Origin of the sequence: Apibacter sp. ESL0432, assembly GCF_019469225.1 — a bacterium.
Classification (GTDB): Bacteria; Bacteroidota; Bacteroidia; order Flavobacteriales; family Weeksellaceae; genus Apibacter.
In genome coordinates, this window is record NZ_CP048266.1 from 963,413 (window position 1) to 983,614 (window position 20,202).

At 32.7% G+C, this 20,202-nt stretch carries 27 protein-coding genes; 1 reads left to right on the forward strand and 26 read right to left on the reverse strand.

What is annotated here, in order from left to right; genetic code table 11:
* Positions 1–246 precede the first annotated feature (246 nt).
* The 17 genes from GYM73_RS04030 to GYM73_RS04110 form a co-directional block, all read right to left on the reverse strand.
* A complete protein-coding gene (locus GYM73_RS04030) occupies positions 247–1,227 on the reverse strand; it encodes a hypothetical protein (RefSeq protein ID WP_220234220.1) in 981 nt (326 codons plus the stop codon).
* 157 nt (positions 1,228–1,384) lie between these two features.
* Positions 1,385–2,386, reverse strand: a complete 1,002-nt coding sequence (locus GYM73_RS04035) for a hypothetical protein (RefSeq protein ID WP_220234221.1) — start codon at positions 2,384–2,386, stop codon at positions 1,385–1,387.
* 18 nt (positions 2,387–2,404) lie between these two features.
* Positions 2,405–2,893, reverse strand: coding sequence for a hypothetical protein (locus tag GYM73_RS04040; protein WP_160542230.1), 489 nt, complete (start codon positions 2,891–2,893; stop codon positions 2,405–2,407).
* Entirely contained in the window at positions 2,883–3,761 is an 879-nt protein-coding gene (locus tag GYM73_RS04045) for a nucleotidyltransferase (RefSeq protein ID WP_255571026.1), read from the reverse strand. The genes GYM73_RS04040 and GYM73_RS04045 overlap by 11 nt, the downstream gene beginning before the upstream one ends.
* Before the next feature lie 3 nt (positions 3,762–3,764).
* Positions 3,765–4,076 carry a hypothetical protein gene (locus GYM73_RS04050; RefSeq protein ID WP_160542229.1) on the reverse strand — a complete coding sequence of 104 codons (312 nt, stop codon included), beginning with the start codon at positions 4,074–4,076 and terminating at the stop codon, positions 3,765–3,767.
* Between the two features lies 1 nt (position 4,077).
* Complete coding sequence (locus tag GYM73_RS04055; RefSeq protein WP_160555772.1) at positions 4,078–4,428, reverse strand: hypothetical protein; 351 nt, start codon at positions 4,426–4,428, stop codon at positions 4,078–4,080.
* Positions 4,412–4,699 carry an oxidase gene (locus GYM73_RS04060; RefSeq protein WP_160542227.1) on the reverse strand — a complete coding sequence of 96 codons (288 nt, stop codon included), beginning with the start codon at positions 4,697–4,699 and terminating at the stop codon, positions 4,412–4,414. Before GYM73_RS04060 ends, GYM73_RS04055 begins: the two co-directional genes overlap by 17 nt.
* Positions 4,696–4,905 carry a hypothetical protein gene (locus tag GYM73_RS04065; RefSeq protein ID WP_160542226.1) on the reverse strand — a complete coding sequence of 70 codons (210 nt, stop codon included), beginning with the start codon at positions 4,903–4,905 and terminating at the stop codon, positions 4,696–4,698. Before GYM73_RS04065 ends, GYM73_RS04060 begins: the two co-directional genes overlap by 4 nt.
* Before the next feature lie 8 nt (positions 4,906–4,913).
* The gene (locus tag GYM73_RS04070) at positions 4,914–5,417 is read right to left on the reverse strand and encodes a hypothetical protein (RefSeq protein WP_160542225.1); all 504 of its coding nucleotides are present in this window, start codon (positions 5,415–5,417) and stop codon (positions 4,914–4,916) included.
* 3 nt (positions 5,418–5,420) lie between these two features.
* Positions 5,421–6,392, reverse strand: coding sequence for a hypothetical protein (locus GYM73_RS04075; protein WP_220234222.1), 972 nt, complete (start codon positions 6,390–6,392; stop codon positions 5,421–5,423).
* Between the two features lie 5 nt (positions 6,393–6,397).
* Positions 6,398–7,066, reverse strand: coding sequence for a DUF6046 domain-containing protein (locus GYM73_RS04080; RefSeq protein ID WP_160542223.1), 669 nt, complete (start codon positions 7,064–7,066; stop codon positions 6,398–6,400).
* A gap of 11 nt (positions 7,067–7,077) precedes the next feature.
* The gene (locus GYM73_RS04085) at positions 7,078–9,780 is read right to left on the reverse strand and encodes a tape measure protein (RefSeq protein WP_220234223.1); all 2,703 of its coding nucleotides are present in this window, start codon (positions 9,778–9,780) and stop codon (positions 7,078–7,080) included.
* A 181-nt stretch (positions 9,781–9,961) separates the two neighbouring features.
* Positions 9,962–10,267 (reverse strand): hypothetical protein, encoded by a 306-nt coding sequence (locus tag GYM73_RS04090; RefSeq protein WP_160542221.1) that lies wholly within the window; start codon positions 10,265–10,267, stop codon positions 9,962–9,964.
* Positions 10,268–10,286: 19 nt separating this feature from the next.
* Positions 10,287–10,700, reverse strand: a complete 414-nt coding sequence (locus tag GYM73_RS04095; RefSeq protein WP_105297459.1) for a hypothetical protein — start codon at positions 10,698–10,700, stop codon at positions 10,287–10,289.
* Between the two features lie 7 nt (positions 10,701–10,707).
* A complete protein-coding gene (locus GYM73_RS04100; RefSeq protein WP_220234224.1) occupies positions 10,708–11,907 on the reverse strand; it encodes a DUF2586 family protein in 1,200 nt (399 codons plus the stop codon).
* Between the two features lie 75 nt (positions 11,908–11,982).
* Positions 11,983–12,495 (reverse strand): hypothetical protein, encoded by a 513-nt coding sequence (locus GYM73_RS04105; RefSeq protein ID WP_220234225.1) that lies wholly within the window; start codon positions 12,493–12,495, stop codon positions 11,983–11,985.
* A 4-nt stretch (positions 12,496–12,499) separates the two neighbouring features.
* Positions 12,500–12,931, reverse strand: a complete 432-nt coding sequence (locus tag GYM73_RS04110) for an N-acetylmuramoyl-L-alanine amidase (RefSeq protein ID WP_166006475.1) — start codon at positions 12,929–12,931, stop codon at positions 12,500–12,502.
* A 575-nt stretch (positions 12,932–13,506) separates the two neighbouring features.
* Between GYM73_RS04110 and GYM73_RS04115 the strand changes: the two genes are divergently transcribed.
* Complete coding sequence (locus GYM73_RS04115; protein ID WP_220234226.1) at positions 13,507–13,956, forward strand: hypothetical protein; 450 nt, start codon at positions 13,507–13,509, stop codon at positions 13,954–13,956.
* On the opposite strand, the gene GYM73_RS04120 is transcribed toward GYM73_RS04115, so the two are convergent.
* The 9 genes from GYM73_RS04120 to GYM73_RS04160 all read right to left on the reverse strand — a co-directional run bounded on the left by GYM73_RS04120 (position 13,953) and on the right by GYM73_RS04160 (position 20,176).
* Entirely contained in the window at positions 13,953–14,147 is a 195-nt protein-coding gene (locus tag GYM73_RS04120) for a hypothetical protein (RefSeq protein WP_105297464.1), read from the reverse strand. The two genes, GYM73_RS04115 and GYM73_RS04120, sit on opposite strands and share 4 nt — an antisense overlap.
* Positions 14,148–14,360: 213 nt before the next feature.
* Positions 14,361–14,804 (reverse strand): hypothetical protein, encoded by a 444-nt coding sequence (locus GYM73_RS04125; protein WP_220234227.1) that lies wholly within the window; start codon positions 14,802–14,804, stop codon positions 14,361–14,363.
* Positions 14,791–15,486: a DUF3164 family protein gene (locus GYM73_RS04130; protein WP_220234228.1), complete on the reverse strand. Its 696-nt coding sequence runs from the start codon at positions 15,484–15,486 to the stop codon at positions 14,791–14,793. Before GYM73_RS04130 ends, GYM73_RS04125 begins: the two co-directional genes overlap by 14 nt.
* A gap of 34 nt (positions 15,487–15,520) precedes the next feature.
* Entirely contained in the window at positions 15,521–15,787 is a 267-nt protein-coding gene (locus GYM73_RS04135) for a hypothetical protein (protein WP_220234229.1), read from the reverse strand.
* A 107-nt stretch (positions 15,788–15,894) separates the two neighbouring features.
* Entirely contained in the window at positions 15,895–16,359 is a 465-nt protein-coding gene (locus GYM73_RS04140) for a hypothetical protein (protein ID WP_105297467.1), read from the reverse strand.
* Between the two features lie 6 nt (positions 16,360–16,365).
* Positions 16,366–16,557, reverse strand: coding sequence for a hypothetical protein (locus tag GYM73_RS04145; protein ID WP_220234230.1), 192 nt, complete (start codon positions 16,555–16,557; stop codon positions 16,366–16,368).
* 107 nt (positions 16,558–16,664) lie between these two features.
* The gene (locus tag GYM73_RS04150; RefSeq protein ID WP_160542212.1) at positions 16,665–17,279 is read right to left on the reverse strand and encodes a hypothetical protein; all 615 of its coding nucleotides are present in this window, start codon (positions 17,277–17,279) and stop codon (positions 16,665–16,667) included.
* A complete protein-coding gene (locus tag GYM73_RS04155) occupies positions 17,276–18,130 on the reverse strand; it encodes an AAA family ATPase (RefSeq protein ID WP_166003534.1) in 855 nt (284 codons plus the stop codon). Before GYM73_RS04155 ends, GYM73_RS04150 begins: the two co-directional genes overlap by 4 nt.
* A 45-nt stretch (positions 18,131–18,175) precedes the next feature.
* Complete coding sequence (locus GYM73_RS04160; protein ID WP_220234231.1) at positions 18,176–20,176, reverse strand: hypothetical protein; 2,001 nt, start codon at positions 20,174–20,176, stop codon at positions 18,176–18,178.
* Positions 20,177–20,202 lie beyond the last annotated feature (26 nt).

Sequence of the window (20,202 nt, forward strand, 5' to 3'; positions counted from 1 at the left end):
TTTAAATTTTATATTCTTTTTCTTTGAAAAAAATTATGTTGTGAAACCGGATTAGATTAACTGAAATTTTAAATTTCTATAATTAATTTGATGAGTTTATTGGGTTTACTTATGTTTATGAAAATGTGTTATTGAGTAAGAATTTATACATTCCTGCCATAAAAAATTTTATAAGAAATTGTAATTGAAGTATTTCGGTCAATATTTCTTACTATATACTTGTGATAATAAACTCTTACGTATTAGTTAGTCCACAAAAAATGATACCCCCGAAAAGCTTGTCCAATTATTTCCAAAAGCAGAAGCTCTAACTTCACCATTAGGGTCAATCCTAACATTAGTATTTAAATTAGTAGAACTGGTAGCTATAGGTCTAAATACTACAGATGTTGGACGATATTCTTCAGGCAAAATTCCGATCAGTGTTTCGTATTGGTCTAAAGCTAAATTTGGTGATATAGGATGAAAAACCCCCTCGATATATACCTTATTGTTAATTTTTCGATAATAGCATTTATTTAAAAATTGCCCGTTTTCTTTATAGTCTTCGAAATCATTGGTAAAAGGGAAATTAATTTTTCCGGAAGGTTTTATCTCTATATCTTTTTGTGCAAACATCGCTTTCGAATATGGGTATTCTTCATTTTGATGTTGAACCGGAAATGTGTTGTTTAGATTACTGTATTTATTATCAACGATTGCATCTTTAACACACGTATTAATAATTTCTTGGATCTTATCTATGGAATACGTTTTATCGGAAGCAGAAGATTTACTATCATCGATCAAGCTGTACACATAATTGGATAAATTTTGCACCACCTTTTTATCAGCCTTATGCTCCAATTGTTCCAATACAATGCCAAGAGAAGAGGACTCCGCTTTGGTGCCGAGTTTTTGGTCAAAAGTTTCAACAATTTGTTGAATTTTATCTATAGAATAGGTCTTATCTGAAGAATGATTAAGACTGTCATCAATGATTTCCCTAATATATTTTTTTAATGATTCCGTAACATCTTTATCTACTTTACCTTCCAGTTGATTTATCAGGCTATTGACTAAAGAAGTATCAGATTTATTAGCTAGTATATTATTTATATTTTCAATGATATCAATCGGTAATTTTTCATCCTTATGCCAAAAGCTGTCAATCCACTCCGAGAATTGAGACTCGTCGGGTTTTTTACCATTTTTAAACCACTGTTTTAAGGTATCTTTTGTTGTCATTTTTTTTATTATTTTGTATTTATATAAAGAATATAAAGGTTTGGTTCGCTGATAAGGTTGGTTAGGTTTACTATAAATTTTATTTAAATAATATAGGGTATATCTAAAAATTTAATAAGTAGTTTTTATATTTCAATACAATTAGTAAGAAACGGAATTATCCAAAAACTGCTTTATTTAATCTGTCAATTTGTTGCTGTAAATAGCTATGAGCAGAAAGATTTTCATGATAAAGTTTACCATGATCATCTTTGGTAACCCTACCATCAATTTGATTTTGAAGGTATTGATGAGCATCCATATTTTCGTTATAAGAATTAGTAAAATCTTTTAAGGTTACTCGACCATCAATTTGTTTTTGTAGGTATTGATGAGCATCCATATTTTCATTGTAAATATTGGCAAAATGTTCTTCGGTCACTCGACCATCAATTTGTGCTTGAAGATATTGATGAGCATCCATATTTTCTTTATAAAAATGGGCATACTGATCGTGAGTAATTCGACCGTCTATCTGTTTTTGAAGATAGGTATTTATATCTTCATTTTTTTTATTGAAGTTATCGAAATCACTTAAGGTTAACCTTCCGTCAATTTGTTCTTGAAGATACGCTTGAACTTCTTTATTCTTGTTATAAAACTCACCGTATTCATTTTTAGTTAATCGTCCGTTGATTTGTTCTTGAAGATGAGCTTGATGTTTTTTGCTTTCATCGAGGTGTTGATCAAAAACATCATAAGGTACTCTTCCGTCTATTCTCCAATCCAACCGTTTAAAATCTTCAGTAATCAAGCTAAGATCCGGTACTCGTTTAAATTCACTCCAGGAATAGGAGACAGCTCCCGAGCCAAAAGTGGCATGTCTGATAACAATGGTTACCTTTTTTTCACCATTTTCAAATTCATACTCTTTATTTTCTTCAATTATAGTGATGGATTCTTGTTTAGTTCCTTCAGCTAAAATAAAAATTTCATCGTCTATTTGAATGAGCCCTTGGGTTATCTTAGTGCCATATTCTTCACATCCGCAAATTATTGCTCTTCTTCCGGCCATACGTCCTATACCGTTAAGAAATGGTCTGAACATTTGTTGCAAAAACTCTAAAGTGTCTGTTTGCAAGGGAAATCCACCGGTTTGATTAAATTTAATATAATCCATTTTTAGTTACTTATACGTTTATAATTTTTCAATTTTGTATTTTTTATTCGCTAGCTTGTAATAATCAATAATTGCTTTTATTTTATTTATATTATCGATTAACAGCTCATTGGGTACTTTAACTACAAAGTTTATGGAAGTTAGATTATAGTCAGAAGCCTGTCTTAAATACATGGGGCCGCAATCGGTTGATGAGCTGTTTCCCAATTTATAGGGCTTGTTTTCTCCTTCAGTATAAATATAATTTTGTTTATATATTTGAGAATCCGAAATAAGTATTCTTCTTTCTACAGGGTCAAAACGATCATTTAGAGTTTTGCGCAGGTAGCATACTTGTGAATTGTGGTTTAACTTATATATATTTTCATTTCTTAGCAATAACCAATCGTAATGTATACGGGATAACGGCTTTACCAGGCTCAGTAAAAATTTGATTTCTCGGGCTTTTCTAAGCACCGTGGGTAAATGTAAAATTGCCAGTTTTTTTATATTTATATTATACCACATTGTAATCTATTTTTACTAAATTTTCCAACTTATTATCTCCATTGTTTTTTATAGTGGTAAAATATCCGGAATTAGGGATTATACTCATCGTAAAGTCAATTGGATTTCCGTAATTCTTGGTTTCAGGATCGATCCATGAAGACGAAGCTCGGTAAATATTTACGTCTTTAACCCCCGGAGTCAGCTGCAATTTGTCCACCAATTTTGACAACATTAATTCTCCATTAAAAGGTAATTCACGTAAATATTGACGTATTGTGGTTTCCACCGGTTGTATATTTCCATTTAATGGGGCTATGGCGTTTCCGTGTTCATCTAATACCAATGGATCAATTTTTATTGTAATATTTAAATATAATAAATCAGGCAAATAATTGATGATGGTTAACGGTACACCTGCATCTTTAATTTCTTCCATGTATGCAGTAAAAGAGTTTACTTCACCCGTGGTTAAAGGCACCAATTCACCATTTTTTTCACCGGCCACTTTTACAATAAGTCTGCTTTGAGTGCTGTCTTCAGTTATGGCAGAATATTTTACTACTTTACTTGCTTCTATCTGATCATCGGTATACCCTTCATTATTAAATACATCCGTATCCGGATATAAATCAAATCCATATTGAAAGGCCAATGCTTTATTTCTGTACCATTTTGCCGAATGCGGTTTCAATTCGGCAATTAAGCTGTCTACTTCCTCTTTATGTCGGTCAAACAGCAATTCTAAATTAAATATGGTATAGGCTATTACATATACAAACAATCTCCATATTGAGGTTTTTGAGGTAGAATCCAACGGATCCAATTCACGATATTTTCCTTTTTCGTTTAAAATTTCTTCTGTTATGTCCTTAAGTTTCCTTGCCATATCTTAACTATTTTTTAATGCTTTAGGCTTAAAGTTTATATTTATAATCATCTCTCCAATTTCCAGATCTACCAGATTGTTAATAAAATCATCGGATATGGAGGTAGCGGGTAAAAATCCTTTTCCTTCGTAATACTCAGAAACTATTTTATTATAATATCGTGTATTGGGAATGATCAGTTCTTGCCCTGTTGTAAGATCGTCCGTAATGCTTATATTATTAGCCAAAGCTATCTCAAAGGCAGCTTCAGCTGTTCCTCGATATTGGACGGCTACATCCAATAGGGATTGATTATTACGAATAATTATTTTCATATTACAGTTGTTTTTTCAAGTCTTCAATCCTCCTTTTTAAGGAAATATTTTCTTTTCGCAATATTTTTATCTTATTTTTCAATGCCATTATTTCATCCCTTAAAAGTTGTTCACGACTTTCGTATAATGTTATAATGTTTTTATATTTTTTTTCATAACAGATCCCCAGATCTTCCAATGCCTCTTTATAAATATTAACAGCTCTTGCTCCATGATCTATGGCTGCATTATGATTATTGTTGGAATCTTTTTTTCGATTATAAAACCATCCTCCGAAACCGGCCGTCAGCACGGTTAAAAATTCTCCTACATAGGTTGTAAATAATTCTTTCATATTATCCGTATTCTGCATCTATAATCATATTATCTTTGGACTTAAAAAGTAATTTTTTAACTCTCATTCCATCCGATATAAATTGCTTATGCGCTTCAAATTCGCATTCGTCCATACAGGAATCCAAAATATAATTTTCAATTCCCACGCCCAGCATCGGATCTTCTTTGAATTCTCCCGGATTGGCTAAAAGTATCAACGCTTGATGTTGTAAAGTTGAATTTTCAACTACAAAATCTCCGTTTTCGATTTTAAGCTCACCTTCATTTGTAATTAATATGTCTCTCATTCCAATTTTCCTTTAAAAGTTCCGTTTACCGGTCCGTTGGGAGCAGATAAACCGCCATCATATTTTATAGTAGCTGTTTTTACATAGCTGTCTATCAATTCACTTAATCTCTTTGAAAATTCTTCTATGGATGAATCTTCTCTGGTATGCATGTCAGTTAACAATTTTTTTATGCCTGATTGTAAACTTCCTTTATTTAGTGCCATTTTAACATCTATTTTAAAAGTGATTTAAATCCCGTTTCAAAATCAATTAATTTTTTTTGAGTATCCGGTAAAGGAGTTCCGCTGGCTCCTGTTGATGTAAATACTTTCAATCCCTTGAGAGTATCAGTCAGCAGCTGGAACAGGTCTATTAAACTTCGAGAGTTATTTTTTATACAAACTTTTCCATCAGTACTGTCCAGCAACAAGACCAATCCGTTTTGGTTGATTTCTATTTTTTCAATTTCATCTACCTTAATTATCATCAAATCAGAAAGCTCGCCGCTGATACTCAAAGCCACAACTCTGGAACCTATTTTAGGGTACTGAATCATATAATTTTCCGAACCACCATAACTAACCTTTAACCTCACATCGGTAATAATCAAATCTTCATCCAATGCCAATGAACAGGTTTCTTTTTGTAATTCCGTAACAGTCCCTATAATTGGAAAATTAGGATTTGCACCAACCAGTTGTTTTATTAATCGTTTTATTTTTTCTCCCTTTTCCATAGTTTAAACTGATAAAAGTATACCCGGTGTAATGGTTCTTTTTCCTCCGGAAGAACTAAAACTGGTTTTAACGCTTACTACGTAATACTTGCTGTTTTTATCCGGATAATCTTCATCTGTTATTTTTGCTGAATAACTAGGCTCAACATAGGGCAGAAGCCAGGTATCAAAAGTACCTTCGTATCCGTCGTATGCATGCTTGGTATATTCATATTTTGCTCGTATTTTAAGTGAAGCCAGTGCTATGCTTGATATTTTAACAGTTTTTTTCTCTCCATCTTCGTTGCCGTAAGTCTCGGTAAGCACTTTACCGTTTTTATCTGTTGTTTCAACAGTAATTTGAATTTTTTTGTCTGACGCTTTTTTATATTCTAAAGAGGCTTTTTCTACATTATGTTGCATTGAATATTTGACTTCGCCTTTTTTTTGAACATAAGGAGGATGAATATGGAGTACTTTATTTTCGGTATCTAAATATATATTTCCTGCGGATTCTTCCTGTAATTTTTTCAATACATCATAAGCCGTTGTTCGAAAGATGACGAATTTTTCATAGTAAAGTTCATAGTCACAGTTCAAAGTATATTCGGGCATAACTTGATTTAACAGGGTTTGAGCAATTTTATCAATAGAAGTAGGTTTTAATTCCTCATTTTTTACCGGTTTTCTAAATACATACATATCATCCTCACAAAAAATTTTTAAACAGCTGTCTACATTGGTTATTCTTTGCACGTATCCGCTAAACTCATTGATTAAAACATCGTCGTATCCTAATTTAATTTTTACTTGAGAACCTATCGGAATCTTTTTTTCGAGATTCAAAGGACGATTGGCTATGTATTCAGGCAATATGATAACAGCGGTGGCTACTAAAGAATCAACAGATTTATTTATTTCACATTCTGCAATTACAGGCAAATTAAATTTTTTAGATTCGTGGCTGAATTCTATGTCCCATGACAACTTATACATATATTTTAGTCATTTAAAAGTTTAAACAAATCGTAGGTAGAATCACTCACTGCTTTAATTTCATATGCCTGTACATTTTCACCTTTGGTGAACGGAAATGTAAAATCTTCAACTACTATTCTGGTAATGTCTAATAATTTCAGCGGTTGACAATCAATTTCAATTCCTTGCGGATTGAGAATAAAGTCTTTAAGCGCTCTAAAATCTTCTTTAGGATAACAATCATCAACAGATCCGGTTTCTAAAGCTCCATATAAGGCACCGGTTATCGTAATTTCGTAATCGTCTTGACTCCAATATTCTTTTATAGTACCGAACAAATTTTTGTCATTTCCTTTTTTAGCTACTTCTCGCTTGATGATATTGTTTTTACCTGAGATTGTAATCATAGGTTCATAAGGCAATAAATACCATTGGCTGTCATTGATATTTCTGATTTTTACGGGAAAAAATTGTTTATCCTCCGGAATTTGTTCCGGCATTACCATGAATTTATCATTCCAATCTACTTCCTGATAAGTAAATCTTGACTTATTTTTAAGAGGTAAAAAAGGTTTTGGTGGCAACACATGTTTAGCTAATTCATTTTCAAGTGCTTCAAACCGTGGTAATTTTTTGGCCACCTTTGAACCTAATAAACTGGCCAATAATAAATTTTTATTATTAATTTTCATACGTTTATTTTTTATCCTACTGAATAATTTGCCATGGCTAATAATCGTAATAATGCATCTGCAGTTTGATCAACCATTTTATCCGTTGTTTCGTTGAAATCTTTACCTTGAATATTTAATACTCCGATTAAATCTTTAATGGAAATATTTATTGTGCTGGATTTTTCTCCACCGGTAACAATAGAGCTATTGGTTGCTGCTCCTGTTGATTTTATCGATGGATTTACAGTTTTTAAAGAATTAGCCGATGTTTCATCGGTTAATTTTTTAGGCGGTGCAATTTTATTTTTAGGATTATATTTTTCCAATGTATCACTGATGAAAGATAATCCGCCTTTGTCGTTAAATAGACTATTGTCCGTAGTGGTTTTGTTGTAACTGTCAGTAAGTAACGAAAAATTTTTATTGATTGCTGTTAAACTCTCAGCTCCGGCATTGTTAGAAGATACCTCAGTAGTATTGTCTAAAATAATCGGACTCTCTTTATCAGAACTGGTTTTAAAAGATAAACTTCCTCCAATTTTTTTAAAGTGATCCCAAGCATTTAACATACTATCAGCCATGTCGTTAATTAATAGCTTACGTTCATCACTACGTTTTTTAGCATTTTCTCTGATTTGTTTTAAATGTTCTTCTGCTGATTTTTTATTCCAAAGCTTAGAAAACGTATACCAAGCAATTTGTAATTGTTCTATACCGGTTAAAAGTATATCTTTAAAATTCAACCACGAAAGTTTCAGATATGAAATTCCTGCATCCCATAATGATTTGACCATTTCCATGGTATGATCCCAAGCATCACCCCAACCTTCCACAGAGTTTATTAGAAGATATATAAAGGTTATTAACCCCACGACACCGGCTATAATAAGTCCGATTGGATTGGCAATCATAACTCCATTGAGGATTGCTTGAGCTACAGCAGCCAAGCCCATAACAAATTTATATGTCATAAATGCAGATGCTAAACTCACTATAATCGCTTTGAGAGTTGTTATTGCACCTTTACCGATGGAAAACTTATTCAATACTTCACTGAAAAAGTCAGTAACATCAAACAAAGTATCGGCTAAAAATAAGGCAGCGTCAATTAAATCCAAAAACATATGAACCATAGGGGCAATGATTTCATATAATCTGAATAATACATTATTTAAATTATTGGTAGTACTTTGTAAATGACCTCCCAACGTATTGGACAATTGATTGGCAACTCCAAAGAATTGTCCCCCTTCTGAGGCCGCTGATTGAAAAGCGTTGGTAACCATTTGGGCAGTAATAGTACCATTCATCATTTCTTCATTAACCTTATCCATGCTTAATCCGGTAGTCCTGCAAATTTCATTCAGAGGATTGAAACCTGCCTCAACCATAGCCAGTAACGAGTCTTCGGTAAGTGTACCCATATTTATTACTTGGGCTAAAGAAGAAGTAAGAGAATCCATGGCATGAGTATCACCCATGGATATGTTACTGATGGCATCCAAATTAGGCACGACCTGATCCGCATTCATTCCACTTTTTAATAGTGTTTGAGCATTGCTTTCCAGAGTGGATTGATCAAAAATCTTTACTTTTTTCGACAGATTTATAATATCATCCATCATTTTTTTAGCAGAACTCTTTGAACTAAGTAAAACCTCAAACTTTTTTTTGCTTAATTCTTTTTGAATTCCCATATTCAAAAAATCGACAAATGCTTCTTGTGGAAACTTAAAATTTAATTCATTTTCACTGCCATTTGTTTCAGAATCAGAAGTACTGTTTGCACTATTTTTTCCGGATTTTTGATTATTTGAACTCTTTTTAGATATGCCTCTTTTACCAAAATTTTTTACTTTTGATGCAGCTTTAGTAACGGTTTTTTGAACCACGGATCCTAATTTTTTAGAAAATCCAATGGTTTTGCCTAATCTACTATTAGAAACAGTTTTTTGAAGCGCAGATCCAAATCTTTTAGAAAATCCAATGGTTTTACCTATTATATTAGAAACAGATTTATAAATTATAGATCCTAATTTTTTAAAACTATTGGCTGTTTTAAGTATAGTTTTTAGAATAAAAGGAGCTATTTTTTTTGTAAGTCCTGATGAATTAGCTATCTTATTATAAATAGTTTTTAGAATTATAGGTCCTAATTTTTTAAAAATATCTGCTGTTTTAACAAAAGTTTTTTGAATTACAGGTGCTATTTTTTTAAAACTATCCGCAGCTTTAATAAAATTATCAGCAAAGATTTTATGAATTCCGGGTCCAAAATTTTTAAAATATTCTGTTGCTTTAAATAAATTACCTATAACGGAATTCTGAATTTCAATTCCTGATTTATTAGAACTTTCCGTTGTATTAGTAAAATTATAGGAAACGTTATTTTGAGCTCCGGATCCTGAATTATTAGAAAGTTCCACTACATTTTCTAAAGAATTGGAATTGATACTTTTAATAGTATAACCTAATTTTTTAGAATTATTCTCTAATTTTTCTAAAGTATTGGTTACGGATTTTTGAATTTCTGATATTGATCTATTAGAATTTTCCGCTGCTTTAATTAACTTTTTAGATGTCTTGGAAGCTAAATTGCCTAATCTTGCGTGTAAACTTATTGTACTTATATAAACCAATTCTTGCATTTTAAATGATGCAGAATTGTTACCCATACCCATTTTTTGTATGGCTTTTAGAACATTATCGGTTATCTCTTTTGAGTTTTTCACTAGGTATGACATTAATTGGCATTAGTTGAATTTTCTTTAATCCGGATATAATTAAGCTCTTGCATTCTTTCTGCCCATTCTTTATCTGTTAATATATCCGGATCTATATGAAAATAATATCTGAGCATGGCATGGCTCAAACGTATCCATTCTACATTTTCCTCGACGATCTTGGCAGCGGCTAAAGCTTTTCCAATTCCGCTTGTTTTATTTCAATTAGCTCGCTTAATTTAGCGGAAGCACCTAAAAAGTAAGAATCATCGGTTTTTATTTCTTCATCTCCCCCTAACCAACAATTGGTAAGAATAACTTCATTAAACTTCATAGGATTAGTTGAACTTGCAGCAGTTGCGGCAGCTAAGATTTTCCTGTCCGGTTTTTTTAGATAGGCCTCTTTATCTTCAACAATTAATTTAAAAATTTCTTTGTGTTTAGCTTTCCATGCCTCGATTTGTTCTTGGCTGATTGGGTTAGTTTGAGTATTCATAATTTTTTTTAATTTCTAATTAGCATTGAGATATTACATCAAGAGCAATAAACGGAAGGGTAATTTCCATGAATTTGTCTCCTTGTTTAAATTCTTTTCCGGCCTCTGTAAAACGTACACCGGTGATACGATCCATAATTAACATATCTCCATTGGTTGGGTTACCATAGGCACCTACTAAATCTAAACAAAGGTTAAGTATATCTCTGTTTTTAGCAGAAGCTACTAAACTTTCATATTCTGATTGAAGTAATGTAATTTCACCTTCTATTGAAACATTTCCGGATTGAATTGCTCGTGCATTTCTGCCTTTTCCATATACGGCTTCTCTTTCTATTTTTCGGGTATATTTTACACCTCTGATTCCGGTTAAATCTTTACCTCCTAACGTAGCAGTAAAATCTGCCCATTCATATTCTCTACTGTTAAACATTTTTTTATTATTTTTTAGTTATATCAAAGCCTAATAACACATCTACAAATCGGTTATATCCGTGAGGACGAACTCGAGCCACAACATTTATTCGGGATGTTGCCACAACGTTTTGAGACGGGTCTACAAATATTTTAACTCCATTATCTCTATTTTCAATGTTAGAAGACAATTCACCGTAGTTTGTCATAAGCGAAACCAAAGCATTTTCAAGATCACCTTCTATACATTTGGCATAAATAGGGTTGATGGTTCCGTCGATTTCCAAATCGATATCATCCAATAAATAGTTGATTAATGTTTGATACGTAATTCGGTATGCTTTGTCAATTACTCTTCTGTTAGTAAGATAATGATAGTCATCACTCACCGGGCTGGCAGTATGGTCGTCTGTAAAATAATAGCCTGATTTTCCAACATGAGTTCTGAAGGAGATAAACCCTTTTTCATTTAAAGCTTCTACATCAAAAGTTTCTGCCGGTTCATTTGCAATGTAAGCATGTAAATTGCTTAAAGCCCCGTCTCTAACTTTTCCAATATTTTGATGTACTTGATTTTTTGCCAATCTGCCGGCTACGATACCGATGGCTGAACCTTTACCTTTTTCTGTATCACCTAAAAGTATGGATACACGGTTGTTGGAATATTCGAATAAGTTTGGTAATTCAATTACATTACCGGTAAATCCATATCCTTCTAAAACCACAAAGAAAGGTGCATATTTAGATTTTGTGTAACTTTCTGCTAAGGATTGAGCATTGGTTGCAGTAAGTAACACATCTTCATCTAATCCGTTTACGATGGTTAAATTCTCATTATCATCTGAAGAACATTTAGTAAAAATACCGGTAAGCTTACCATTGGCAGCATTTAATAATATTTCAACCGGTGCTTTTCCTGTAACTTCATCCACTGAAAACCAATTTGAGGTTTTTGTGCTTTTAGGCATACCCAGTAACCATAATTCACGCCCTTCTCCGCTTTCTTTATAAAATTCAGAAAGGGTTTTATATAAATTTTGGTTCGTTGACGATACTATGCCCAATTGAGCTACTTGTTTCATGGATTTAACCATGTAGGGTTTATTCAATTCGAAAAATTCAGTAGCTTCTGCATGTGCCACTAATCCGAATACGCCATCCGAATTGGCTGCTACTGCTCCTAGAACACCATTGTCAAAGTCTATGGTTATTTTTGGTAAATTCATTATTAGTTAATTTTGATTTTTGATTATTGATGTTATTTATCTTATTTGTTTTTTTATGATTGATTGTAATACACTTTATTTCTTAATACCCTTTCTAAGTAGATAGATAATGAAAGTACTTATGAATAATAAAGTCACAATTTTACCTGTCCCTAAACAAAAACTTTCCCAGCGTGATAAATTTTTAAATTCGGTATGGGTTATGGTTTCGGTTTTAAATTCTTTTGTGTGATGTTCTTTCCAAGTGGCCACTAATTCTTGCGCACGAGTTTCACAATCCACGGTAAGAATATTATCCTTTATTCGGATTTTAGGGAATTTTAGATGGTTTTTTCCGGATTCTGATTGGATGATCTCTTTAATTACAGCTTTTCCGTTTCTCCACTCAATTAAAGCCTTTAAAGAACTTGTATCGGGTTGGATTTTAAAAATCGAATCTCTGATTACTTCATTATTAGTTATTTTTTTATCTGTGAATCGATCAGGGGTTGCTATTTTATTATTTTCATTACAGCTTATCAAAAGCATAGTAAAGAATACGGGAATAATAAAAATTACGACGATCTTCCTATAATTGTACGATTTCATTTCTTTAAATATTTTTATATTCTTCTATGGCATCAAAACTTGGACAAGTGGTATTGGCAGATGCAAAATCTCTATGTCCCAGTATTTGAGCAGTTGGATATAATTTTCTTAATTCTTTAAGTAATTCAATCAGACTTTTTTTTTGGGCCGGATTTCGTGTGTCTTTAGCTTTCAAGTTTTTGTCAGCTCCTCCTATATAGCAAATACCTATGGCATTTTTGTTATGTCCGGCAACTTGGGCAGGTATCCTGTCTACATCCCTTCCCGGTTCAACAGTACCATCTAAATCTATGACGTAATTGTATCCGATTCCGGCCCATCCTCTTTCTTTATGCCAACGATCTATGTCTTTGGCCTTATCGTTCCTTCCTTCGGGAGTCGCGGCACAGTGTATAACCAAATATTTTATGGTTCGTATAGATTTTTTAAGGTTCATATTGCTATTTTATTAAATACTGTCTGCCTGCGATTCATTCGTGAATTTCGTTTTAACGCGTTGGTTAACCTTTTGCTTAGCAGACAATATTTTTTTATTTGGTTTATTTTCTTTGTATGCTTTCAAATGATTTTTTTTAATGACGGATAATTCTTTTACCGTAACTAATCCTTAATCGTTCGAAATTTTATACGGCAAAATTGAATCATAAAAGATAGCAAGTAAAGAAAGTTGTAAAGCTTCTTGACAATCTTGTAAAGTACTTGCACAGAAGTGTCAAGTTTCTTTACATACTAATACAAGTTGCGTTTATTTTCTTAGATATTTGTTTAAAACCATAGTACAGGTTACTCTTAGATGCGGTTAATTATGATCTACAGCCGAATTATTTTTTAGCCATGTATCGGTTACTTATTAATTAGTGATTTTAGTAAAGAGTAACCTTTTTTAAGAATATAAGTTTTTATAAGCAATTCATTATTGATAAAATTTTCAACTGAAGAGTATTTGAGAAAGTTTGTTAAATAATACTTTTTATGTTGATGTAAGATATTTATTAACCAAATTTATAATTAATGATCGAAATTTTAGAATCTCTACAGGCGAGAATAGCTGAAATTAAGGAATTTTCATATGTTGGAGAAGATTGGGGACAATTAAATTATGAGGAAATCCCTTACCCTTTATCTTGGCCTTGTGCATTAATTTCCATTACAGAAGCTACTTTCGAGGATAATGGAAAAAGCAAGTCAATGACTTCCCATCATAAACAACAAGGTTTTATAACGTTTGACATAACGGTTGCTACTTTAAAATTTTCAAGTCAAAGCAGTAATTCTGAGGATGTGCAAGCAAATGCTTGGGAAGGTTGGAATTATTTAAAAAAAATACATGAAAAATTGCACGAATGGAGACCGAAAAGTTTTTGCGGAAGCTTGAAAAGATCTTCTTGGAAATCTGTCCTAAGAGAGGATGGTATTCAAGAACTTCATGTATTTTATACGATGAGTATATCCAATTGCTAGTTTAAATCGGAATCCGGAGTAAATATGATCGTATATAAGGTTTGTCTGGATATGAAAAACTTGGGATAAATAAATTGTCTGTATATTTGAGTAAGAGGCATACCGTTATTGCGTTTAACTTGTAAACGGTATTCTTCTTTTATGGCTCTGTATCTTAATTTTGTATTATTTCGTAAGTTTTTGGTACTCATTTACACAAAATTATTATTATTGTATGAAATATCCAAATAATGATTTTTTTGTGATTTTTTGGCAGTTAGAATGATGTAACCTCTTATCATTTTATTGTTCGAACGATTCAACAGATTTGTTTATACAGCAATTATCGCTCATTGATGACCCTGTTTTTTTTAAAAATAAAATGCACAAACAAAATATTTTTCAACAGGTGGCGTCGGTATTTCTCAATCCATTTTTTTATACTTAAATTTAAGTATTCCTTCTAAGGCCGTAATTAGTTTACTGCATTCTTTTACTGACATTTCTAATAAAGGTTTTCTTACGGGTGATTTTTTACTTGCTATAAATTTTCCCAGAGTATTTAAATCGGCGACTATACGGTTATGTTTTTTATTAAAAATAGTCCAATTTAAATCGTAACATAAACGTAATAGAGTTAAATGCTGTTTATTATTTTTATCAAACTTTCCCCAGTGGGTATATGTTTCTTTGAGAGCAGCAATTAACCTGTTTGCTTCTTCATCGGTAAGATCTTTGGTGCTGGTTACCCTCCCGTGAGTAAAATGAAAAATTAACTGTTGACGCAGGGCAGGGTCTTTTTTTACTTCTTCGGAGAATAAACTGAAAAGTTGCTTGATTTGATAGTCATGTACTTTAGGTGTTTTCATCTTGTTTATGTTTTTCAGGAAGTAAGAATGTTAAGTAAAAATCTTTTGGAAAATCCACGGAGGCGATGGAGAGATCTATGGTTACTTTATGACCCAACTTATCGAGGTAATGAGCTTTTATGAAAAAGCTGGAACGGGTAGGCTTATAGGCTTGTTGTATGATACGAACACCATCGGTGAAAGTTTCGTGATCCAACTTATCGGCTAATGAAATTAATTCAAGCACACGGGAACTTTTTAAATTTCCTTTGGCATCTTTTTTTAATAGTTGATTAATGATGGTTATAGTATGGGCGTCGGCTTCTTTCTTGGCAAGGAACCTTATGTATTCATTTATTTTAGCTATTCCTGAGTTTACCGTGTCATCCCAATTATCGGTAACGTGGTAACCGATGGTTACAGATTCGCCGTTTGCGGTGGTAAATGTATGGGATTGTTGTTCTTCTTTTACTCCGTATATGGAATATTTTAATTGAATAAGTTTTTTTAAGGCAGAAAAGGTAAATTTTTTGGAAGAGCGAAGTTCTTGTGAAGTTTTAATAAGATGGTGGATGACTTCCGGTATAGTTTCTTCAACTAACTCTTTATAAGCTATCCGGTCCGATTCTTTTTCTTTTTTTTTCTTTTTTAAAGCTTCTAAAAGCTCTTTTTCGGTTACTGTGCTTAGATCTGGTATGGACATGTTATGATTGATTTTAAATTAAAGTTTTTAAAAGCTAGTTAATTTTTATTTTCACTTTTTGGCCGAAATGATTTTCTTCCCAATGCATCGTAGGGCGTTTCCATTCGGTTCTTCTGATTTCCAAAAGTTTGGATAATAATTTTTCCTGTAATGAAAGGGGAAAAGAAGGGGGCTGACATCTTGTAATCTTGCCTATGTTTCGATGGATTTCACAGCGCTCTGCTAAGTTTAAAAATTTCTTTTCTTCCGTATCATAGGATAAAAGATCTCGTAATATTTCAATATTTGCCAATAGTTTCATGTTAACATTTATTTTCGTCTCTTCGTATTAATTCTTTTAGTATTCGTGTTCTTTCCATACGGAGTAAAATTCTAAGCAAAATGCTTCCTTGTTGATATTTATCTAATTCACAGCTCAACCGATACACGTGATCTTCTAATTCGGTTTCGCTCCATTCCTTTAGAGGTATTTGATTTAAGGGTAGTGGTTTCATGTGTTTGTATTTTTTCTTTTAAGGCTTTCATTACTAAATTATTAGGGTAAATATGTTGATAGCTTGATAAGCTGTGCGCCGAGGCAAATGCTTCGTTGAGGGCATCTGTTTCAAGTGAATTTATATGGGTTTCATTTTCTGATATTCCGACTACTCCGAATGCTTCTTGTGTTCGGATATTCCATTGGGTTGACCACCACTTCCAATATTGGGGAAGAGAAAGTAATATTTGTATGTATTCTTCTTTATATTTTTGAGGACAGGTATATCCCAAGTTTTCGGCAAATTCGCATCCCGTTTCAAACAGATTGGTTTGATAGTCTTCTTGTGAAGTTTTTGTAAGTCGGCAAAAATTAATTTGTGTATGGGTTGGTTTCATAGTTGTTTATTCATCAGATAAAATAATAGATTCATCAGTCATCAGGGTAACCCGGAAAAAAGGATCTATAAATAATTCTTCATTTACTTTAATTGTGTTTAATAGACCATATTTAAACTCTTCTTTGGTTTGCTCTAGAATTACTTCCATATCGTCAGGCAAATCTTTGATTTTTTCTTTTAGTTCTTTTACTGTCATAAATGTTTATTTCGGGTTAGTTTTACCAAGTTTTTGGGAGTCCATTTTTATTGTTATTCATGGGGTGAAAGTTTAACAATTAACTTTTTTTTCTAACTGATTGATTTTCATCTAATGGTTAGATTGTATTGGTCGGCACCTTCTTGCCAAATTATATAACTTTCTTTTCCCCCGTATCTACTTACGGCATTTGCTGTATAGCCTTCAACATAAATTTTAACAAAGGCATCGTATCGTACTTTTTTTGCAATTCGTCCTTCCGGATTGCGACCTTCGGCATGTGAAATCCATATAAATAATTTGTTTGAGTATTTTTTAATCAATTCTTTATACGAGGTATAATTGATTCCTGAATATTGTAAACTGTCAATGAATATTATGTCCGGCGATTTGTGCAAGTTTAAGCGATGGTCTAATTCTTCGATGCTGTCTTCAATCAGTACAAATCTTCCTCGGCATTTGTCCATATTATTTCTTTTGCAGGCTTCTGCAAAAGATTCGCTGTTTCCTTCTTCTAATCCGTTATAAGCCACTCTGCCAAACTTTGAGAGATATTTGGCTAATTGTATGGCATATCCGGTTTTTCCGTTTCCTGAATTTCCCCAAATAATCCAACTGCCTTTTAATTCCGGTTTACCTATATGTGCTTCCCATATTCCATCAAATGGTAATACTTTTCTTTTTTTGGTATAAATTTCATGAATGGATATAGCTCGTTTCATTTAATTTCTTTGTTTATTTTTTTTAAGGCATATATTTTTCTTTTCACTCTGCGCAAATCTCCTTCACTATCTTGCCATATTTCTTTAATACGGCTTTTATTTTCAATTCCGTTTGCTATGCAAATGGAAGCGACATCTGATGCCGTGATTCCTCCAAATTCTATAAATCTCCTGCCAATTCGGCTGAAAATTTCTTTATATCCTTTTTTGTTTAATTTTAAACCTCTTTTGATTCTTTTTTCCAAATGATCGGTTGCCATTAAGATAATGGCGCAATGATCTTCTAATTGATTATAGAGGGAAATGAAAAAGTAAAGGACTTGATCGCTTAATTTATCTGCTTCATCCAGGATTATACCGGGCTTTTTATTTTTTTTTAAAATCCGTACTGCTTCAGACATCATCTCGGCAACGGTCAGTCCACCGGAATCTCGTCCCAAGACGTTTAATAATTCAGCTAAAAAGTATTTCCGATTCCAATATTCATTGCATTGTAAGAGATAGGTATTGGGTGTATTTTCAACAAATGCTTTTGCTGTTTCGGTTTTACCGCTACCGGCAAAGTTTATTACGGCAAATACTTGTGAGTCGTCAACTGCATCTTGAAACAGGGTACGAAGATTTTTAAAATTCGTTGTTTCTACTACTTTCCAACTTTTTTCGTGAATTTTTAGTTGTGCATTGATAGATTTCCATACGTTGTCTTTGATAACCGGCTTTTCTCCTTTGAGTATCTGAGTGAGTTGATCCTTACTTAGTTTCAAGTTATTGGCGGCTTCTGTTTCACTTCCCAGTTGTTTAACATAGGCTTGAATTTTTTGAACCGTTTGTATTTTTTCTTCATTATCCATATTTTTGTTTGGCTTTTAGTCCCCTAAGGGGGGCATTTTTGTTTTTTAATAAAGTTCTCTTATATCTTCTACGGTTTGTAAACTTTCTTTTTTCTGCCAACTTCCAACATCTTCATGCATCACTTTTTTGCTTTTTCTTCCAATTTTGGAATTTTCCAACCCTTTCAGATTGGGTTTAATCAATCCATAGGATTCCGCGTCCATGTTAAAACTTTTAAGGATCTCATCCATTTCGTTTCTTCGTTGGATACGCTTATTTTTATTTTCTTTTTTGACCTTTTTAATCCATTCTGCTTCGAATTGTTCTTGTTCTTGTTTTCCTCGGTGTATTTCGGTTTTTAAAACGGCTTCTCTTACAAATCGTAATTGTCCTTGTGGATCTTTCTGATATAAATAAATCATGCTCATATCTTCCGGATCATATTTGACAAAGAATGATTGATTCACGGCTTTTTCGTGAAAATCTAAATCGGGCATACCATCTTCTCGATAAACAAAATAGTCGTAGGTTACTTTTTTTTCCTTAAAAGAAAATCCGAAGGAAGACCATTTTACAGGCTGTTTTCTTTCTACCCAAAAGAAATTGACCATATCCCACATTTCTATTTTAGGCGCTTTTTCATTTTCGCTGTCTAAATATGTTTGAAGTCGGGATTTACCGCTGAACGGATGGGGAGAAAGATTCCATTCTTCTCGTATTTTTTTATAAATTTCTTTTATTTCGGTAAGGGAAGGGAGATTGCTTTTGTTAGCTAAGATGAATTCCATATTAGCTTTAGAAATTTCTTTTTTAGCTTGGATATTTTGTCCTGTAAAGAACCAATAACGAGCAAGATGTTGATTTTGCAGACGATAAAATGCATTTTCAATGGTTTTGGATTTTCCGTTGTATGGCTCGGTTTTTATGGACAAATGGGCTATTTTATTTAAAAAATTTTCCGTTTCAAGTTTTTTATGTCCTCCTTGATTATCAAAACCTATTTGATAGGGTTTATGTCCTGAAAATTGTATGGCCATCCGATATGCTGAATATTGGGCTTGATAGTTTTCTTCTTTACTGATATGATATCCAAGCAAAACCTCGCTGTATGCATCCATAACTTCATAAACAGAAATGGTTTCCATTTTGCCCTCCTCAGTTAGGTAAAAGAAGTTTAATTTGGTTCCGTCGCTATACCAGAGTGAATCTCGTAGTGTTGGTAATTTAGTTTTTTGTTGGTAATTATATTTTTCTTTGTATTTAAGTTCACCAAATTTGTGTCCATACCACAGGGGCATTATTTCTTCATCATATATAAAATTGTATATGGTTTTTTCTTCAACTGTTTTTAATCCTTCGCTCAGGGCATAAAGGTTATATTCTTGATGTAATTGTGATATGCAGACTGTTCTTTGGACTTGATTACTCCATTTGGCTAACAGCCAGAGTTTGGAATTTTCTGTTAGTTTTTGACTGTGGGTATGGCAATAGTTTTTATGTATTAAGATTTGATATCCATGGGTTTGATATACTTTTAATCGTTCTCGTAAACGGCGATAATTTTCCGGTAAAGAATGCGGCCATTTGTTTTTATCGAGATTTTTTACAATTTCCGCAATATTTTCCCACATTTTTTTTTGACTGCCTCCCAAGACACGACGGCGCATCAGGGTTTGATTTATAATTTTTGAAATAGTATTTAGCAGGGATGCATTGCAGGTATATTCTTTTTTTCTGTTTTCAGGCAAGGATTGACCATTTTCCAATAGGTATTCATTGAAAAATTTTTCCGCTTTTTCGTCTTTTTCTATGCATTCTAAGAAAGTGTATTTTTTTCCTATAGTATAAGGATCTCCGGCTAATTCTAATACCGATTTTTTAATGTCGGATCTCATACTGTCAAATTCAACTAACGCCTTTCTTCCATTTCCTCCTTTTCGTAAAAGAATTAAATGGTTTCTTTGTGTTAATTGTTTATAGGTACTTTGTTTGAGTAAACCGGATTTTCCAAACAACCAATTGGATAAGACTCCCCATTTATTATTATAGAATTCATAAACTTCCATTTGTATTGATAAAAAATAGTATTCTT

Bases quoted from the DNA above. Each gene is read 5' to 3' on its own strand.
- GYM73_RS04035 (WP_220234221.1), bottom strand. From the start codon at position 2,386: ATGGATTATATTAAATTTAATCAAACCGGTGGATTTCCCTTGCAAACA.
- GYM73_RS04080 (WP_160542223.1), bottom strand. From the start codon at position 7,066: ATGAAAATTAATAATAAAAATTTATTATTGGCCAGTTTATTAGGTTCA.
- GYM73_RS04150 (WP_160542212.1), bottom strand. From the start codon at position 17,279: ATGAAACGAGCTATATCCATTCATGAAATTTATACCAAAAAAAGAAAA.
- GYM73_RS04160 (WP_220234231.1), bottom strand. From the start codon at position 20,176: ATGGAAGTTTATGAATTCTATAATAATAAATGGGGAGTCTTATCCAAT.
- GYM73_RS04095 (WP_105297459.1), bottom strand. From the start codon at position 10,700: ATGTTTAACAGTAGAGAATATGAATGGGCAGATTTTACTGCTACGTTA.
- GYM73_RS04075 (WP_220234222.1), bottom strand. From the start codon at position 6,392: ATGTATAAGTTGTCATGGGACATAGAATTCAGCCACGAATCTAAAAAA.
- GYM73_RS04100 (WP_220234224.1), bottom strand. From the start codon at position 11,907: ATGAATTTACCAAAAATAACCATAGACTTTGACAATGGTGTTCTAGGA.
- GYM73_RS04060 (WP_160542227.1), bottom strand. From the start codon at position 4,699: ATGAGAGACATATTAATTACAAATGAAGGTGAGCTTAAAATCGAAAAC.
- GYM73_RS04070 (WP_160542225.1), bottom strand. From the start codon at position 5,417: ATGGAAAAGGGAGAAAAAATAAAACGATTAATAAAACAACTGGTTGGT.
- GYM73_RS04145 (WP_220234230.1), bottom strand. From the start codon at position 16,557: ATGACAGTAAAAGAACTAAAAGAAAAAATCAAAGATTTGCCTGACGAT.
- GYM73_RS04090 (WP_160542221.1), bottom strand. From the start codon at position 10,267: ATGAATACTCAAACTAACCCAATCAGCCAAGAACAAATCGAGGCATGG.
- GYM73_RS04045 (WP_255571026.1), bottom strand. From the start codon at position 3,761: ATGGCAAGGAAACTTAAGGACATAACAGAAGAAATTTTAAACGAAAAA.
- GYM73_RS04125 (WP_220234227.1), bottom strand. From the start codon at position 14,804: ATGAAAACACCTAAAGTACATGACTATCAAATCAAGCAACTTTTCAGT.
- GYM73_RS04130 (WP_220234228.1), bottom strand. From the start codon at position 15,486: ATGTCCATACCAGATCTAAGCACAGTAACCGAAAAAGAGCTTTTAGAA.
- GYM73_RS04115 (WP_220234226.1), top strand. From the start codon at position 13,507: ATGATCGAAATTTTAGAATCTCTACAGGCGAGAATAGCTGAAATTAAG.
- GYM73_RS04065 (WP_160542226.1), bottom strand. From the start codon at position 4,905: ATGGCACTAAATAAAGGAAGTTTACAATCAGGCATAAAAAAATTGTTA.
- GYM73_RS04110 (WP_166006475.1), bottom strand. From the start codon at position 12,931: ATGAACCTTAAAAAATCTATACGAACCATAAAATATTTGGTTATACAC.
- GYM73_RS04040 (WP_160542230.1), bottom strand. From the start codon at position 2,893: ATGTGGTATAATATAAATATAAAAAAACTGGCAATTTTACATTTACCC.
- GYM73_RS04135 (WP_220234229.1), bottom strand. From the start codon at position 15,787: ATGAAACTATTGGCAAATATTGAAATATTACGAGATCTTTTATCCTAT.
- GYM73_RS04155 (WP_166003534.1), bottom strand. From the start codon at position 18,130: ATGGATAATGAAGAAAAAATACAAACGGTTCAAAAAATTCAAGCCTAT.
- GYM73_RS04105 (WP_220234225.1), bottom strand. From the start codon at position 12,495: ATGAAATCGTACAATTATAGGAAGATCGTCGTAATTTTTATTATTCCC.
- GYM73_RS04140 (WP_105297467.1), bottom strand. From the start codon at position 16,359: ATGAAACCAACCCATACACAAATTAATTTTTGCCGACTTACAAAAACT.
- GYM73_RS04055 (WP_160555772.1), bottom strand. From the start codon at position 4,428: ATGCAGAATACGGATAATATGAAAGAATTATTTACAACCTATGTAGGA.
- GYM73_RS04030 (WP_220234220.1), bottom strand. From the start codon at position 1,227: ATGACAACAAAAGATACCTTAAAACAGTGGTTTAAAAATGGTAAAAAA.
- GYM73_RS04120 (WP_105297464.1), bottom strand. From the start codon at position 14,147: ATGAGTACCAAAAACTTACGAAATAATACAAAATTAAGATACAGAGCC.
- GYM73_RS04050 (WP_160542229.1), bottom strand. From the start codon at position 4,076: ATGAAAATAATTATTCGTAATAATCAATCCCTATTGGATGTAGCCGTC.